Consider the following 16,243-nt stretch of genomic DNA (forward strand, 5'->3'; position numbering starts at 1 on the left):
TTATTTCTCTTAATTTTGAATAAAAGGTGAATTCGTGTCAAATGAAATTATTTCTCTTAATTTTGAATAAAAGGTGGATAGTATGTCAAATGAAATATAACTCATAAATTTAGGGAATTGTTGTTGCCGTCACTGCTTATAGCTATGGCTTTAAACATAGCTTCAGTCGTTGATGCAAGTTTTGTATCAACCTTTATCGGACACAATGCACAGGCGGCTTTACAGGTCTTAGAGCCTTTGGTATTGTTAATTACAATATTTGAATGGCTGTTTGGACTGGGAGGTCAAATTTTAGCTTTGAATAAAAAGGCGGAATTTGATGAAGGTGGAAGCAATCATTATTTCACAACTGCAATGCTTGCAACAATAGTTCTATCAGTTTTGATTTTATTGGTATGCTTTTTATTTAAAGATTCCTTAATTAATCTATTGCATCCGACTGCTGGAGCACTGCCTTATGTAAACGCATATAGTCCATATTTATTCATCAGTTTCCCAATTGCAACTATCTTGGGAGTATTATGTCAATTTATTCGTGTTGACGGGCAACCGAATTTTGCTTCAGGAGTAATTATTGTTGCAAATATTATCAATATAATTTTAGATTATCTCTTCCTTGGTGTTTTTCATATGGGCATTGAAGGGGCATCACTTGCGATGATGATAGGTTATGCAGTTGGATTATTGTGTACTTTAAAGTATCATTTTGATTCAAAAAGAACTTTCCGATTCGTTTTTTCCGAATTGAAATTTGGGACTTGGATACGCTCAACAATTGAAATAATCAAGATAGGTCTTCCAGGGGCAAGCATGGGCTTCTTTAATGTATTGTTGATCTATATCATGAATTTAATTGTTGGCGGAGTTTTAGGAGAGCTGGGCTTGGATATATTCAATGTATGTGTGGTTGCATTGCTTTTAATAAGCATTTTAATCATGGGATTCGCCGAAACATTATCTTCCATTGTTCCTATTTATTATGCCCAAAATGATTTCTATAATCTTCATCATATTGTGCGAAATTCAATTATAATAACATTGGTCTGTTCGGTGATATTCACTGCATTCCTCTTAATATATCCTGATGGTCTATTGATGTTTTTCAAACTTCACCAAACCGCTAATGATGGATTAGTGGAAAATGCGATTAGGATATACTCATTGGCATTCATACCTATGGCATTTTCAACTATGCTCTTGTTTTATTATGAAGGGATTGAAAGAACTGTGGAATCTGGAATCATTACAGTCATTTCTGAATTTCTTGGACCATTATTTTTTACATACCTATTATATCCATTCATAGGCATAACCAGCGTTTGGCTATCTTTCCCTTTAGGTTTTATTCTATCAATAGTTGCTGTATCCATTTATGTTAAGGTGGTTGAAAGAAAAGATAGCGAATATTCAGGATTGTTTTTCATTAGAAGGGGATTGATTGAAAAAACAAGAAATTACACTTTAGAAAGCAAGAATGATGCTGTGAAATCTGAAATGTTTAATCATTTAAAGAGTTTGAATGTGGATGATTCATCTATTGAAACATTGGATAAGATTATAGGTACCATATTTGATTCAAACAATGAAAAAGTCCATGTGGAGATATTATTGATTGATTATGGTGATAAGATAGTTATCAATATGAAAGATGAGGGAAATAGAGAAGTGATGAAGGATATTGAAAAGTCCTTTTCCCAAGATAAAATCAAAGTTAGTGAAGTGTTGGGATTTAATAATGTAGAATATTTGATTGATGGGGCCTAGTTTTAGGGCGTTAAAAATCAGGGGTTTTTTATTATTTGGACTCCATTGGTCCTTTCCCATTCATTAAATCGATATCCAAATTCATAAGAATAAGTTTAGGTATTTTTGGTGCTGTATGATTTGGTGCTGTATGAAAAAAGGGGTTTTAGAATGGTTATAATTCTAAAACACTAAAAGATTCTAAGTTTAATAGATCAAAATTAAGTATCTTTGGAGCATAGGTGACTTCTCCAATGCCTGTAATTAACTTATAAGCTTCAAATGCTTCCAAGCACCCCACTATATTTGGGGTAGGTCCAATTACAGGAGGAACTCCCTTTGTTAATTTTGATATTTCCTCTTTTGTTTCCTCTCCCAGTTCCTTTCCAAGGGATGGAAGTGAGAACATCTCTTCATAGGACTTGGTGTCCTTTGTAAATACTGTAACCTGTCCTTTTGTTCCGTGGATTGCTCCATGGACATAAGGAATGCCGTTTTCCCTTGCAAATCTTGTTAGGATCACTCTTGTATAGAGATTGTCCAATGCATCCAATATTACATCGCAGTCCTTGAAGTATTCCACATTATCCTCATTGATGAATTCGTTGATTGCAGTTACTTTTGTGTATGGGTTGGTTAATCTTACTTTTTCTTTTGAAACATCTGCTTTAGAAAGTCCTAATGTGTCTATGCTACTCATCGCTTGTCTGTTTAAGTTGGATAAGTCAAATTCATCCTTATCTACAATGATTAATTCTCCTATTCCCATACGTGCAAGCATTAAAATTGTTTCTCCTCCAATGCCTCCACATCCTATGACTGCTACTTTAGCATCTTTAAATCTTGTCTGTTGGCTTTTACTTACAATGCCCATTTGACGGGTTGCTATATCCCAGTATCCAAATCCTTTATATCTTTCTGGCACATTTCCACATTCCTATAAATTTTTTTAAATAATTACTATAATTTTTTTCTAAATAATTCTTATATGTTTCATTATTAATTATGTCTTGAAATCTCTTATTAATATATATCGTAAATCCTTATTTAATATTTTATCATCATCATATATAACAATTGTTATTTTTTTATCTCATTCATGGATTCTGAACAAATATTTCATTTAAAATTAAGTGGGTTTGCACTGGATTTAAAGACTTATCTCACTAGAAATAGTCGTATTTTCGCCCAAAGAACTCATCTACCTTCTTTAAGTCTTCAGAGATGTGAATCATTTGTGGGCAATGATATAGGCAGTCATCGCAGTGTATGCATTTGTCTGCCCTTGTGTCGCTTTCCAATGAGAAATAGTGCATGGCGCTTCCTGCAGGGTTATTCAGCATTTTTGCAATATTGTACTCCCTGAAGCATCCTGCAACATCCACTCCGTGAGGGCATGGCATGCAGTATTGGCATCCTGTACAGTCATTTCCCTTTCTTTGCTTATATTCCCATGCAACTTCCTTGATTAGGTTCAAGTCATTTTTGCTGATTGAGTTTATTTCGGACTTATTTGCTATCTCAATGTTTTCCTTGACCTGTTGGATTGAATTCATTCCGCTGAGTACTGTATCGACTTCTTCCATATTCCAGAGATATTGAAATGCCCATTCAAGAGGAGTTCTCTTTTCCTCTGCAGTGTCCCAAAGGTCCATAATGTCTTGAGGAATGTTCTGGATTAGTCGTCCTCCTCTAAGAGGTTCCATAATCATAGTTCCAAGGCCCATCTTGTGAATGTATTCCACCCCTTCCCTTCCGGACTGATATCTCTCGTCCAGATAGTTCAATTGGGTAAGGCCAAACTCAAACTTGTCATAGTCATCTACAATGTCTACTATCCAATCCATTTCAGTATGGGCAGAAAAACCAATGTGCTTTACTTTTCCACTTTCTAAAAGACTGTCCATAAATTCAAATGCACCAATTTCCCTATACATTTTCCAATAGTCTTCATTAAGGCTATGAAGCATGTATAAGTCAATGCAATCTGTTTGAAGATCTTTCATTTGGCTTTCAAAGATTTTTTCCATGTCTTCTTTTGTCTCTATCAGCCAGCTTGGCATTTTTGCAGTCAATAAAACTTCGTCTCTATAAGAATGCTCATTTAGGAAGTTTCCAATGTACTCTTCACACTTTCCTTTTCCAGATAAGTTATTTGCATGATATGAATAAGCAGTATCAATAATATTTATTCCATTATCTATTCCATAACTTAAGATTTCATCAGATGTTTTAACATCAATTTGATCATTAGTTTCAAAATGAGGCAATCTCATTGCTCCAAATCCTAAAATGGAAACTTTTTCTCCAGTTTTTCCTAAAGTTCTATATTTCATTGTGTTACCTGTTGATTTATTAAAATATTTAATAATTTTTTATTTTTAATTTTATAGATATTTTAATATTGGTCTTTTTACTTAATATCATTTTTTAATAAGATTTTTAATAGATTTTTTAGGTTTTTTATAGGTTTTTTTATAAGATAATAGTGAGCTTAAAACTTGTAAAATCATGTCTTTTGAATTGACATTTTTTTTTAAATAAAGAGGGTCCGCCAAAAAGCTATTTTTTTAAAAAAGTTTAAAATTTTCAATTTTTTAAGTTATTTATTTTAGTTATTTTTTTAAAATTCGATGTTTTTTCTATTGTTTTCTTTTAATTTTGGTGCTTGCACCTTGAAAAAATTTTTTACTTGTTAATTATTCTTTAAATATGAAATAAAGCAATAATATTATAGTAAACTTTATATACTACTTTAAACATAAATAATATCAACAAAGGGTTAATATTTTGGTGTTATTTATGGTTAAAAGAATTCCTGATGAAGAACAAATAAAATTAGGCATTAGAACTTTAGATTTTAACATTCCAGAGGATCATATTTCTCGTTTTGTTGTGGATTTCATTGACGAATATTATCCTCTTTTAGGAATCAAAGAAAATAAAAAGAAGAAAGGGCGTGACAGTTTTCCTGTGAAAGAGATGTTAAAATTGCTTATTTATGCTAAAATCGAGCATATTGATAGTATGAGATTCTTAGCAGACATGGTAAAATATCATGACGTATATAAATTCGTTGGAAATGGAATTTGTCCTTCAGAACGATCATTACAACGATACAGAGAAAAATACGGCAAATATTACAATGAATTGTTAAAAGCAACCTTAAAAAAAGCTTCAGATGTGGATTACACTGATTTCAACGAAGTTTCCATTGACGGAACCATCAAAAAAGCATACAATTCAAAAAATAAAGTGATCACAGAAAAAGAAACTGAAATATTAACCCGTTACTTCGAAGGAGGCCGTGTAAGTCAGGAAGAGCTAGATAAACTCCATAAACCGGCCCGAGAGATTCTTGAAAATAAAAAAATCAGCAACCAAGAAAAATTATACCTCTTGGATGACATTAAAACACAATTCACACTGTCTGGTCAAAAATCAGTGCCAGTAACCGACATAGAAGCACGTTGGATGAAAAGCAAGAAAGGAAACTCACAAATAAGCTATAATATCCAATCTGCAGTCGATTACGATACAAAAATGATTTGTGCAATAAACGTCGTACAAGCCCCTACAGACCATTACCAATTGCCAAAAATCGTAGATAAGGCAATAAACAACACAAACGTAATACCAAGATTCGTATTGGCAGATACAATCTATCTGAATGAAGAAAGCTTATCATATCTTGCAGATAATCAAATAAATGGAGTTATACCAGATAGAAAGCAATCCAAGGAAAAAATCGGAAGATTGAACAAGAACCCATATCACAAGGATCACTTCAAATACTTCCCTGAAATTGATGCATTTGAATGTCCAGAAGGCCAAATAATGTATTTTTTCAACAAATACACTGAAAAAAATGATGATTTGGACAAGCCAGACAAAATTAAGCGTTTATATTCCAATTATGGTGCTTGTAAGGCTTGCAATTGCCGTGAAAACTGCCTTTCATCCACCCAAACCCACAGAACAATCACCGAATATGGCGGAAGTTTAAAGAAAGCAATGTGGGAAAAAATGGAAACAGAGGAATATAAGGAAGAATATGCAAAAAGGTCATCTGTCGAAGGACCTTTTGGCATTTTAAAGGAACAATTCCATATAGAAAGCGAAGTAGTGATAGGAAAAACAAAGACAGAAGAAAGAATACTATTAGATGCCGTGGCTTATAATTTAATACGATTATTTAACTTAGAACAAGAAATAAAAAATGATAAAGAAGATATAGTTGATTTCTGTGAGAAAATTTCTGTCCAAGAGAAATTAGAGGTCAGAGCAACCATATTTTAACTGGTGTTGTCAAAATTTTATTTTGGCGGACACCCTAAAAAATTAAAGATTTAATAAGTAGTTGAAATAGATTATTATCTATAACTATATTTTAAAAGGTGCACTTAATATCTTATGAGGTTTGCAGAATGAAAAGAACAATTAATGAAAGATGGGAATTATGGTATAATCGAATCTTGCCATATATTATAATTTTTGATTTTATATTGATTACAGTTTCACTCATACTAAATGTTTCAGAACCTACAATGGCTCACATTGAACATTTTGACCTTTTAGTCTGCATAATCCTTTTGGGAGAATTCTTTTATTTTTTATACAAGGCACCGTCAAAGAAAAAGTTCCTGCTTGACAGGGATATCTTCTGCTTTTGATTGCATCAATACCATTTGATTTTATAATTGAACTATTTATGCCCGTTAATTTTCCAGGAACCATTTTAGGATACCTTAGAATGTTAAGGTTAATAAGGGTGATAAGCTTTGCCCGAATGGGGTCCTTTGAAGATTTCTTCAAAAAGACAGAGTTTCACAAAATCATAATTGCAATAGCAATCATTATAATGACATTCACAGCTCTGTTTTACGTGTTTGGAACCAGCTACAATCCTTTTGATTATTTCTATTTTGTTATAGTGGCACTGACAACTGTTGGATTTATTGACAAACCCCTTAAAAAATAATTCATAATTAATGTAAGCTCATTTTTGAGAATAGATTTAGCACCCCTACACCTATAATGATAAGTAAAAGTCCAAGGATAGCAGCCCAATCAGGGGTCTGTTTGAAAGCGATAATCCCTACAATTGTCACAAGCACGATTCCCAATGCTGACCAAATGGCATATGCAACTCCTATTGGTGCTGTTTTTAGGCAGTTGCTGAGACTGTAAAATGATAATATGTATAATATGATTGATGCTATTGTTGGCAATGGTTTAGTGAAACCTTCAGCAACTTTTAACAGTGATGTGGCACTGGTTTCAAATAGAATTGCAAGTAAAAGATAAGCAATATTATTCATTTTTGGTTTCCCCCATATTTTAACTGTTCAAATTCTTTTTTAATTTTTTCCAGTTCCTCTCCATGATATTCCTCTTCAAGATTGAAAATGGCGAGTTCGTATAATATGTTTTGAAGCCTGTGGCCTTTTTCAGTCAGGTGATATGATGTTTCATTATCTTTGATGTTTTTTTCGATGATGTTGTTTTCTTCCAGTTCCTTAAGTCTTTGTGTTAGGATTTTATTGGACAGTTCAGGCTTGTCCTCTTTGAAATCGCTGAAATATTTTTTTCCAAGAATCATGTCCCTTAAAATGTATACTGTCCATTTGTTTTTAATAAGATTCAGATTTTTTTCAAATTGACAGTATGGGGGCAGTTTATCAAATTTTCTTTTAATTGTCATTTTTGCACCTATTGTTAAATTTAAACCTTTTCCTTTAAATATTTTTAAAAAGTATTACTTTAAAGAGGATATCACACGGTTACTTATTATTTTTGTTACCTTTTTGTTACAAAACCTTTTAATTGTAGTTTATTTATAATATAATTTAAAACACAAATTATGGAAAGTGAATTAAATGAAAGAAAAAATATTTATCAATGGAAGAGGAGGATGTGGAAAGAGCACATTCATATCATTAATTGCAAAGGAATTGTCAAAAAACAATAAAGTATTAATAATTGATATGGATGAGGGAAACCTCGGATTGAACAAGATGCTTAATGTTGATGTTGCAGACACTTCATTAATGGAATATTATGGTGGAAGAGATAAGATAATGGGTGAAATTTTAAAAGTAGGAATTAAAGGTATGGTTTTAGAAAAAATCAACCTGAAAGATGACGCAGCCTCAGATTCAATAGATATTTTGGATAATATGAAATTATCAGATTTACCTTCCGATTATGTGACATGGAACGGAAATATAGGATTCATTGAATCCGGAAAAATCAACGACCCTGATGAAGGCTGTGCCTGTCCGATGGGAAATCTTACAAGAGACTTCCTAAATCACATTGAATTACAAGACAATGAAGTAATATTGGTCGACACCTCAGCGGGAATAGAACACATTGGAAGAGGAGTAATTGAGTCTGCAGACAAACTCATTTCAATAGTTGACCCGTCAAGCGATGCAATATTGTTGGCAAATAAAATAGGATCATTATCAAAAGAGGCATCCAAAGAATATATGGTAATATTGAATAAAATTGATGAAAATACTAAAGATTTGGTATTGGAACAATTGGATGATGACATATCTGTCGTTGGGGAACTTGAATATAATTCACACATAGCTCAAAGCAACCTTTCCCAAAAAGAAATTAACCTTGAGGAAGTAGAAGGTGAAATTAAGGAAATCTGTGCAAAAATTTAAAGATTTGATTAAGATTTAAATTTCAATAGGGCGCATGGTGCAATAATGGATTTGCTTTTTTATGTTGTTTTGCTGTTGATTGGAGGTTGCTTTGCAGGTTTCATGGCAGGCCTTTTGGGGATTGGCGGTGGAATTGTAATCACTCCAATCCAATATTATCTTTTAACCTCAATTGGATGTGATCCTAAAACGTCCCTAACGGTTACCTTTGCAACAGGTCTTGCAGTTATCTGTGTCACGATGATAAACAGTACACGAAAGCACAAACAAAACAATCTAATAGTAAAACAGCACCTAAAACCAATGATGGTCTTTGGTTTTGTAGGTGCCATTCTGGGTGCAGTCATATCTCAATACATAGATGTTGAGGTTTTAAAGATTTTGTTTGGTGTAATATGTATAGTATCAACAGTATTTTTAGTTTTAATAAAATCTCCTACCTCTTTAGATAATATTAAAACTGATGCAGGATTATTTTACTCTATTGCATTTGCATGTGGTCTTGCAAGCGGATTGATAGGTCCCGCAGGAGGAGCATTTATCATACCGATTTTCGTGGCATATTTGAGATATCCAATAACAAATACTATCGGAACAACTTCAGCATTAAGCATCGCAACCACACTTGCAGGGGTAATCTGTTATATTGTTTTAGGTTGGGGTGTTCAAGGATTGCCGGATTTTTCATTAGGTTATGTCAACTTGCTTCAATTCGTATTTTTAACAATAACTAGCATTATTGTATCCGGATATGCTGCTAACCTATCTAAAAAAATCAATCCTACAAAATTAAAAGCGCTGCAGGTAATCGTAATATCATATATTGGCCTTCAAATGATGGGTGTATTCGACATAATATTAAGCATAATATAATTTTGATTTGTATGTATAAGGTATGGAAAAATTGTATTGGTTGTGGGGAATGTGCAAAGGCATGTGATTTTAATCTGATTCAAACATTTGATGATTATATTCTGATGGATATTGAAAAGTGCAGGCATTGCTCAAAATGTGTAGAAACTTGTCAAAACAATGTTTTTACAAAATCAGTTATTTTTAAACACTTTTTATATCTATTATATTATAAGATTAAAAAATCTTAGGATAATTGAAAAATTGATGAGTATCTCATAACAGTTAAGATTTTTATATAGGTTAATGGTTTGTATGTCCAATTTTTGTAAGGCATTTGACAAGTTATATTTGTTTGTTAAATGTGGAAACAAAATTCACTAAAAAGTAGTAGATAATTTAAAGTGTGTTACGCCAACAGCAACATGAAGCTAGTCAAAAGGAACAAAAAGTTGCACAATCTTGATTCTCCTTTGTTGATTGGTGATGTTAAAGATGATGATGTTGTAAAAAAGGTTAGAGAACATTGTTTCATTGAAACTCACGAAAAAGTTCTACCACTTATGCATATTTTTCAATCAACTTTATACAAATATTTTGAATTAATATTCATGAAAAGAAAAAGTAGCTATTAATTATATATAATTTAAAAAAGTAAAATATTATTAATTAACATAATTGAGGTATTTTATGAAAGGGCATGCGAAAGTTGTCATACTTATGTTCTCTCTACACTACTTTTTTTAGAAATCATGATAATTAAATATTTTCATCTATACTGGGTGAAACTGGGATGGTGGAAATACAAATCCTGAACATCTACTATAATCACTGACATAACCTGAACCAACTAATGATGCAAAGGTAACTACTTGAGTATTATTGGAAAAGTTGAGGGTAAGATGCTGAAATTATTTATAAACAATTGATGACAAGCAATTATTGTTACGCCAACTCCAACATGAAGCTGGTCAAAAGGAACCAAAAGTTGCATAATCCAGATTCGCCCTTGCTGATTGGGGAAGTTAAAGATGGTGATGTTGTAAAAGAGGTTAATGAACCCAGCTATATTGATTCACAAACTAGGTTGCTTTGATTTTTAGTTTTGCAATATTGGGGTATGTTTATATTAAGAGAAAATTACATTTTCAATAGAGACAATCTCTGCTTTACCTGCATTCAATACTATTGAACTGGCCCACATTATGGAAGGCGAGGAAGTTTAATGTACAAGATTGTGTTTAAAGAAAAAAGAAGAAGAGAAAACTATCTGACAATACTTTTAGCAAAGTTTACGGCTTCGTTTATATCTTCTTCGTTTGGATGACCTCTATGAACGAATTTAAATTGTCCTCTGCAATGGAATTCTCTATCATCCATGTTTAATCCACATTTTTCAGCTTCTTTTTTTATTTGCTTATAGGTTGATTCGATAAGAGCTGCGGATGAGACATTAACAATACTTCCAACATTCACATCAATATTTTTGAGGAATTCCTTGACTTTTGAATCTGCTCCAGCATTATATACACTATTTCCCAAGAACAATATGTCAACATCTTCGTTTAAAGGTTCATCTATTGTTTTTGGAGCAACACCGATAGCTTCACCTATTGCTTCTGCAAGTTTTTCAGTATTTCCAGTTTTTGAATAATATCTTATTGCAATTTTCATTTTAAAACCTTCCTTGAATTGTATTACTACTCACAAACCCAACTAATTAACTCATTAATTTGGCTTTGTTGGTCGTCTTTACTTTCAAATCCTTTAGGATCATTGTTTTCACTACACATAACATTTTTGTGAGCACCAAATCTTAATACTCCAAATTCAAATGCGACATGTTCAGCTACAGGTGTGTAATCTGCTTCTCCTCCACCATAGCTGAATACTATACCTATTTTTTTTGATTCGTCTGGTGCTTTCATCTCTTTTGCAGGATTGAATTTGGAATAGAATCTGTCAATTAAAGCATCGACCATTCCAGGAAGCCTTCCAAAGAAAATAGGGGTGATAATAAATGCACCGTCACATTCTTCCAGATCATTGATTAAATCATATGCATCATCTTGAACTATGCATTCGTCTTTTGCCTTACAAGCATTATCAGCTTGACAAAATCCGATTTCTTTATCTTTTATATTGAATATTTCAACGTCTCCATCAATTTTTTCTTTGATGAAATTTGCAATTGCATATGAGTTTCCTTTTCTTGTACTTCCATTTATAACGATATATTTTGCCATAATTAATACTCTCCTTTGTTGAAATAACTTTAAAGTTATTATATATTATGATATATGAGATCGTATTAATATAGTTAATCGTTATATAAATGTAGCAGGTGCATAATGGTAACCTTTAACAACACTATAGAAACATTTTTAAATTCACTCCTACAAAGACTATTACATGAGTGAAAGTGATGAAATAATCAAAAGACTGGACAGAATAGAAAATGAATTGATTACAATAAAAGAAAATAATTACAATCAAAACCTTCAAACTGCCATTGAAAGCATTAGGGACACCTACTCTAATTCAATCAAGAAAAATTTTGCAGACAATCTGGGGGAGAAGTGTAGTGAATTTTATCTCCCAAATTGCAAAAATGAAGAGTGCAAACAATTTATAGTCCAAGAGTTCAAAGAACTTTTTTTAAATACTCAAGAAACAGACCTCAACAAACTTAATGAACAGCTGGATGAAAAATTTTATTCTGTATGTGGCGTAGAATGTAGTCCATGCTACAATAACTTTAAGGAATACTTCTTTGAAGAGTTGAAGATGATCAATTCCATTAATGTGTCATATGAACTTAATGAAAATGAACCGATTGAAAAGTTGGATGTGGATATGTTAATTTCCGATGTATTTGAACCGTTATCGAGCAAGCAAAGGGTTATCATAATAGAATCGTTATATGTAGAAAACAAATCATATACTCAACTTTCACATTTAACTAAATTAAGGGGAGGAAACCTACTGTTCCACCTTGAAAAACTACAGGATGCAGGTTTAATCTCACAAAAACAAGACCGTGGCGAATACCTGCTCACAAAAAAAGGTTATACAACTTTGTCCTTAATAAATCAATTTCAAAAATTAATGTAATTACAATAATTGGCCACATTTATACGGGTTATAATGTGTCATTGAGAAAGAATTTGCCAAGCAATATTGTTTTCACTGTTCACGAACAAATTTCACTATACGTATCGGAGAATTTGGTTATTATTATGCCCACGCCAATATGGAACTGGTCAAAAGGAACCAGAAGTGACACAATCCTAATTCTCCGTTGATACTTGCTGAGATTAAAGAGAGGGAGTTGTAAAAGAGGTAAATGACCCAGCTATATTGACAGCCAACAAACATTGATTTGATTTCGCCAATAAAATTATTGTTTTGAAATTATAATATTGTTATCATTCTTAAATATTGTTTTATTTTATTTTAATCGTTTATTATTAAAATAAATAATTTTAAATAGTTTATAATTAATAATATCTATAAAAATATGATTAAATTTTTTATTTATTTTTTTTGATATATTTCTTAAAATAAATTAGTAATTGCTTAAATAAAATTAGTATAATTACTTAAATATGAATAGTATAATTACTTAATTGGTGGTATGTGGAATATATTAAAAGATATGTTTTGCATATAATGTAATATTTATAATTTTAAAACTAAATTATTATCATGAAAAAGTTTTTGAGTGTTGCATTAAAATTCCAATGGAAAACAATAGTGTTTATTTTCGCATTAATAATCATTCAGACATTCGTTCAAATGGAAATAATTGATTTGTTCGGTGCGGCTTTGACTGGAGTCAAAGAACAGAACGTTGATTTGCTTTTCAAATCAGGATTATATATGTTAATGTATACCGTCATTTCAATGATTGCCGTTTATGTCATCTCTTTTCTCACAACAAGAGTGGCTTCAAAATCAGCATATACTGTCCGTGAGAAAATATTCCATATTCTGATGAACTTGCCTCGTGAGGAAATTGATAAATTTAAAATTTCAGGGCTAGTTACAAGGTCAACCAGAGGTATGTCCTCCGAACAGGGATTTATAGTGATGATACTCGAACAGTTAATGCTTATTCCAGTTACATTCGTAGCAATTGTATATGAAATAGCATTGATTGATGGAACTTATGCATTATTTTTCTTAGGATTTATTGGTGTTCTTTCTGCAATCATAATTTTTAGAATGAAACAGATTGTGGAAATATTTTTCAGAGCTAAAAAGACATATGGTAAACTAAATTTATTATTCTTATCCAAAATCAATGATATAGCTGGCAGGATTCCATTTAACAAACAGGAGTATGAAGTCGAATTTGAAAAGGCATGTGAGAACTCCTATGATAAAAATGTCATCTATATTAAAAGTCAATGTTACCTCGGACCAATATTAATGTGGGGTTTATATGTTATTGTCCTGGTTACATTGGCAATGGTTAATTCAGGATACACCATTGGATTTGAAACTGATAGTGTAATTGATTCATTCATTATTCTGGTATATGTTGCCTACTTCATCACTACTCTAGCTAATATTCCTGCATTAATTGACAGATGGCCACGTGCATATGCCACTTCTGTGCGTTTGGAGGAAGTCTTGAATATTGAAGATAAAATCATAAAATCCAATACAAATGATAATCTGAAGGAAATAGAGATTGTTGAGGAGGATATTGCTCAAGAGGCTAAGGGCATATGGGATGAAAGAAAGGGTATCTCTGAAAAATTCACTGCATTGTTAAAAGAGGATAAGGCCAAAGTAAGAATATCAATGATTTTACTTACGATATCCACATTGTGCATGGTTTATGCCCCAAAAGTTGCCGGAAAAACAGTTGATTTATTGGCTTCCAATTGGAATTCAACTAATGACCCTGCTATCTACATTAGTCTTGCCCTGTTGCTGGTATTGTATTCAGTAGGATATCTGTTTAAATTACCTCCAAAGAGAATCATGGGGGCCACAGGTGAAAAAGTAGCATATGATTTAAGAGTGAAATTATTTGATAAGCTTGATGCTGTTGGTTCCGATTTCATTCAGGAAAATTCAAAGGGTCTTGTTCTATCCAGACTAAACAACGATGTGATGAACATCAGGGAGTTTGTTTCATCTAAATTTACTGAAATTTATGCGCAGATTCTATTTATAGTCTTTGTAATAGTGTTGATTGTGATGACAGACTTCAGGTTGAGCTTAATATACCTTGTGATATTGCCGGTTTATGCCGTTTGCTTTTATGTATGTGATGTCAAATCTAAAAACTATTACGATGGTCATCAAATGCAGTTGGGGAGATTGATGAGCTATTTTGAAAGAGGCCTGTCAAATCGTGATTCATTCCATGAAAAAGGGTTTAAAAAAATGAATCAAACTGTAATTGACTATTATGTCAAATCCAAAAACGTTACTAATTTTATGGTGCCTGTTACAACCCTTTTAACAAATATAAGTAAGATAACTGTTTATATTGCGGGGATTTACTTTTTAGCAGGTAATGAGATTCAGATAGGGACTCTATTGGCAGTTATTATGTATGGGCAATTATTAACAGATCCTATTAAAAAGCTAAGTTCCTCGATGGCCACTATTGAAACTTCATTTTCAAGCATCAAAAGGATATTTGCAATCATTGACTATAAAAACGATAAATAATTGAATTTCAATCATCTTGATGTCTGATGTAAGCTCAATTATTCTTGCAATTTGAATTGATGCTTTTTTTGAATAATTCTTTGAGGTTTCATAATCCGATTTGCCATTGATGATTGGTGTTGTTGTAAAAGAAGTCAATGAACTCAGTTATATTGATTTACAACAAAAATTATTTTAAACTAAATTATATTATTTTCCTTCTAGACGTTTAATATCTAAAATCATTTGATCAAAGTCAGAAATGAAGTTTTCATCTTGCACTACTCTGAATTTTTCATATTTTTCAAGCACATGTTCTCGTGCTTCTTCAGCAGATATCTTACCTTTGCCAACAAGAATTGGCAGCCTTCGAAGTTTAAGGTAGTCATCCAGCAGTTCTTTCCAATCTTTCATACCCATTGGGATTCTATCCTCTGCGCGTGATTCGGCTAAATTCAAAAAACCTTCTACTAAACTATTTAATCTTGATAATTCATTTTGATTCAAATAATTTTTGGATATGACCACGTCACTTTGTAGTATTTTTCCATTTGGTGCTTTTTTCCAGGTTGTCAAGCCCATATGAGGATTTTCAATATCGCTTCGTGTTTCTATGAGTTCTGCTGCAGTATGGTTGCTTATTGCAAATATCAGTTTGTTTTGTACTGTGGCAAAGAATTCTTTTGTTATGTCTGCATCTTTGTTATAATCAAAGCTTGTTGCATAAATGTCTGTGATTTTTTGATTGAATCTTCTCTCTGAAGCCCTTATTTCTCGTATGGTTTCTAATAATTCATCGAAATAGTCTTCTGTAAATCTTCCACCTTTTTTCAGAAGTTCTTTATCGATGACAAATCCTTTTATCATATATTCCTTTAATATTTTATTGGCCCAACGGCGGAACTGTGTTGCTTCTTTACTGTTTATTCTGTATCCTATTGATATGATTGCGTCAAGATTATACCATTTTTGGGGCCTACCTCGATTATTTGATTTTTTTAAGGATTTCTTAATAAAATTGGGATTGTCTTTAAAAAGGTCTTTAGAAGATATGCTTACTTCTTTTTCATCTAGCTCTCCTTCTTGGATTATATTTGAGAAATGCATTGAAATATTGGCTGATGTTGTTCCAAATATTTCTGCTATGACTTTTTGACTTGACCATAATGTTTCGTTTCCAATTATAAACTCAGCTTCTATATCGTTCTGTTCGCTTTTGTATAGTAACTTTTCAATAAGTTTGAATTCGGGCATACACTTCCTCCTTGGTTTAATTTAAAAATTTTTATAATTGG

At 32.1% G+C, this 16,243-nt stretch carries 18 protein-coding genes; 9 read left to right on the plus strand and 9 right to left on the minus strand.

Features of this window, described 5'->3' with window-relative positions:
* The first annotated feature begins 123 nt into the window (after positions 1 to 123).
* A complete protein-coding gene (locus MRU_RS01805; protein WP_143714285.1) occupies positions 124 to 1,764 on the plus strand; it encodes an MATE family efflux transporter in 1,641 nt (546 codons plus the stop codon).
* 154 nt (positions 1,765 to 1,918) lie between these two features.
* On the opposite strand, the gene MRU_RS01810 is transcribed toward MRU_RS01805, so the two are convergent.
* Together MRU_RS01810 and MRU_RS01815 are read right to left on the minus strand one after the other, a co-directional pair.
* Positions 1,919 to 2,668 (minus strand): HesA/MoeB/ThiF family protein, encoded by a 750-nt coding sequence (locus MRU_RS01810; RefSeq protein ID WP_012955161.1) that lies wholly within the window; start codon positions 2,666 to 2,668, stop codon positions 1,919 to 1,921.
* A 241-nt stretch (positions 2,669 to 2,909) separates the two neighbouring features.
* Positions 2,910 to 4,079 carry an aldo/keto reductase gene (locus MRU_RS01815; RefSeq protein ID WP_012955162.1) on the minus strand — a complete coding sequence of 390 codons (1,170 nt, stop codon included), beginning with the start codon at positions 4,077 to 4,079 and terminating at the stop codon, positions 2,910 to 2,912.
* 466 nt (positions 4,080 to 4,545) lie between these two features.
* Here MRU_RS01815 and MRU_RS01820 point away from each other — a divergent pair, with 466 nt between their 5' ends.
* From MRU_RS01820 to MRU_RS01830, 3 genes are all read left to right on the plus strand, one after another.
* Positions 4,546 to 6,042, plus strand: a complete 1,497-nt coding sequence (locus tag MRU_RS01820; RefSeq protein WP_012954927.1) for a transposase — start codon at positions 4,546 to 4,548, stop codon at positions 6,040 to 6,042.
* A 128-nt stretch (positions 6,043 to 6,170) separates the two neighbouring features.
* Positions 6,171 to 6,416, plus strand: a complete 246-nt coding sequence (locus MRU_RS01825; protein ID WP_012955163.1) for a hypothetical protein — start codon at positions 6,171 to 6,173, stop codon at positions 6,414 to 6,416.
* Positions 6,417 to 6,454: 38 nt separating this feature from the next.
* Positions 6,455 to 6,724 (plus strand): hypothetical protein, encoded by a 270-nt coding sequence (locus tag MRU_RS01830; RefSeq protein WP_012955164.1) that lies wholly within the window; start codon positions 6,455 to 6,457, stop codon positions 6,722 to 6,724.
* 7 nt (positions 6,725 to 6,731) lie between these two features.
* On the opposite strand, the gene MRU_RS01835 is transcribed toward MRU_RS01830, so the two are convergent.
* Positions 6,732 to 7,064 carry a DMT family transporter gene (locus MRU_RS01835; protein ID WP_012955165.1) on the minus strand — a complete coding sequence of 111 codons (333 nt, stop codon included), beginning with the start codon at positions 7,062 to 7,064 and terminating at the stop codon, positions 6,732 to 6,734.
* Positions 7,061 to 7,447, minus strand: a complete 387-nt coding sequence (locus MRU_RS01840; protein ID WP_012955166.1) for a winged helix-turn-helix transcriptional regulator — start codon at positions 7,445 to 7,447, stop codon at positions 7,061 to 7,063. Before MRU_RS01840 ends, MRU_RS01835 begins: the two co-directional genes overlap by 4 nt.
* Before the next feature lie 175 nt (positions 7,448 to 7,622).
* Between MRU_RS01840 and MRU_RS01845 the strand changes: the two genes are divergently transcribed.
* On the plus strand, positions 7,623 to 8,423 hold the full coding sequence (locus MRU_RS01845) for an ATP-binding protein (RefSeq protein WP_012955167.1): 801 nt from the start codon (positions 7,623 to 7,625) through the stop codon (positions 8,421 to 8,423).
* A gap of 15 nt (positions 8,424 to 8,438) precedes the next feature.
* On the opposite strand, the gene MRU_RS12025 is transcribed toward MRU_RS01845, so the two are convergent.
* Positions 8,439 to 8,576, minus strand: a complete 138-nt coding sequence (locus MRU_RS12025) for a hypothetical protein (RefSeq protein ID WP_227717071.1) — start codon at positions 8,574 to 8,576, stop codon at positions 8,439 to 8,441.
* On the opposite strand from MRU_RS12025, the gene MRU_RS01850 reads away from it, so the two are divergent.
* Both MRU_RS01850 and MRU_RS11285 read left to right on the plus strand, forming a co-directional pair.
* Positions 8,526 to 9,296, plus strand: coding sequence for a sulfite exporter TauE/SafE family protein (locus MRU_RS01850; protein WP_227717055.1), 771 nt, complete (start codon positions 8,526 to 8,528; stop codon positions 9,294 to 9,296). The two genes, MRU_RS12025 and MRU_RS01850, sit on opposite strands and share 51 nt — an antisense overlap.
* A gap of 11 nt (positions 9,297 to 9,307) precedes the next feature.
* Positions 9,308 to 9,526, plus strand: coding sequence for a 4Fe-4S binding protein (locus MRU_RS11285; RefSeq protein WP_012955169.1), 219 nt, complete (start codon positions 9,308 to 9,310; stop codon positions 9,524 to 9,526).
* Positions 9,527 to 10,541: 1,015 nt separating this feature from the next.
* Here MRU_RS11285 and MRU_RS01860 read toward each other — a convergent pair.
* Together MRU_RS01860 and MRU_RS01865 are read right to left on the minus strand one after the other, a co-directional pair.
* A complete protein-coding gene (locus MRU_RS01860; RefSeq protein WP_012955170.1) occupies positions 10,542 to 10,949 on the minus strand; it encodes a flavodoxin family protein in 408 nt (135 codons plus the stop codon).
* 26 nt (positions 10,950 to 10,975) lie between these two features.
* The gene (locus MRU_RS01865; protein ID WP_012955171.1) at positions 10,976 to 11,521 is read right to left on the minus strand and encodes a flavodoxin family protein; all 546 of its coding nucleotides are present in this window, start codon (positions 11,519 to 11,521) and stop codon (positions 10,976 to 10,978) included.
* A 166-nt stretch (positions 11,522 to 11,687) separates the two neighbouring features.
* Here MRU_RS01865 and MRU_RS01870 point away from each other — a divergent pair, with 166 nt between their 5' ends.
* Both MRU_RS01870 and MRU_RS01875 read left to right on the plus strand, forming a co-directional pair.
* Positions 11,688 to 12,389 carry a winged helix-turn-helix domain-containing protein gene (locus MRU_RS01870; RefSeq protein ID WP_012955172.1) on the plus strand — a complete coding sequence of 234 codons (702 nt, stop codon included), beginning with the start codon at positions 11,688 to 11,690 and terminating at the stop codon, positions 12,387 to 12,389.
* 594 nt (positions 12,390 to 12,983) lie between these two features.
* A complete protein-coding gene (locus tag MRU_RS01875; RefSeq protein WP_083777622.1) occupies positions 12,984 to 14,969 on the plus strand; it encodes an ABC transporter transmembrane domain-containing protein in 1,986 nt (661 codons plus the stop codon).
* Here the strand turns inward: MRU_RS01875 and MRU_RS11645 are convergent.
* Positions 14,919 to 15,107, minus strand: coding sequence for a hypothetical protein (locus tag MRU_RS11645; protein ID WP_116592758.1), 189 nt, complete (start codon positions 15,105 to 15,107; stop codon positions 14,919 to 14,921). The two genes, MRU_RS01875 and MRU_RS11645, sit on opposite strands and share 51 nt — an antisense overlap.
* A gap of 51 nt (positions 15,108 to 15,158) precedes the next feature.
* Positions 15,159 to 16,202 (minus strand): RhuM family protein, encoded by a 1,044-nt coding sequence (gene rhuM / locus MRU_RS01880; protein ID WP_012955174.1) that lies wholly within the window; start codon positions 16,200 to 16,202, stop codon positions 15,159 to 15,161.
* Positions 16,203 to 16,243 lie beyond the last annotated feature (41 nt).

The sequence above is a fragment of the Methanobrevibacter ruminantium M1 genome, from assembly GCF_000024185.1.
GTDB classification, from domain to species: domain Archaea; phylum Methanobacteriota; class Methanobacteria; order Methanobacteriales; family Methanobacteriaceae; genus Methanobrevibacter; species Methanobrevibacter ruminantium.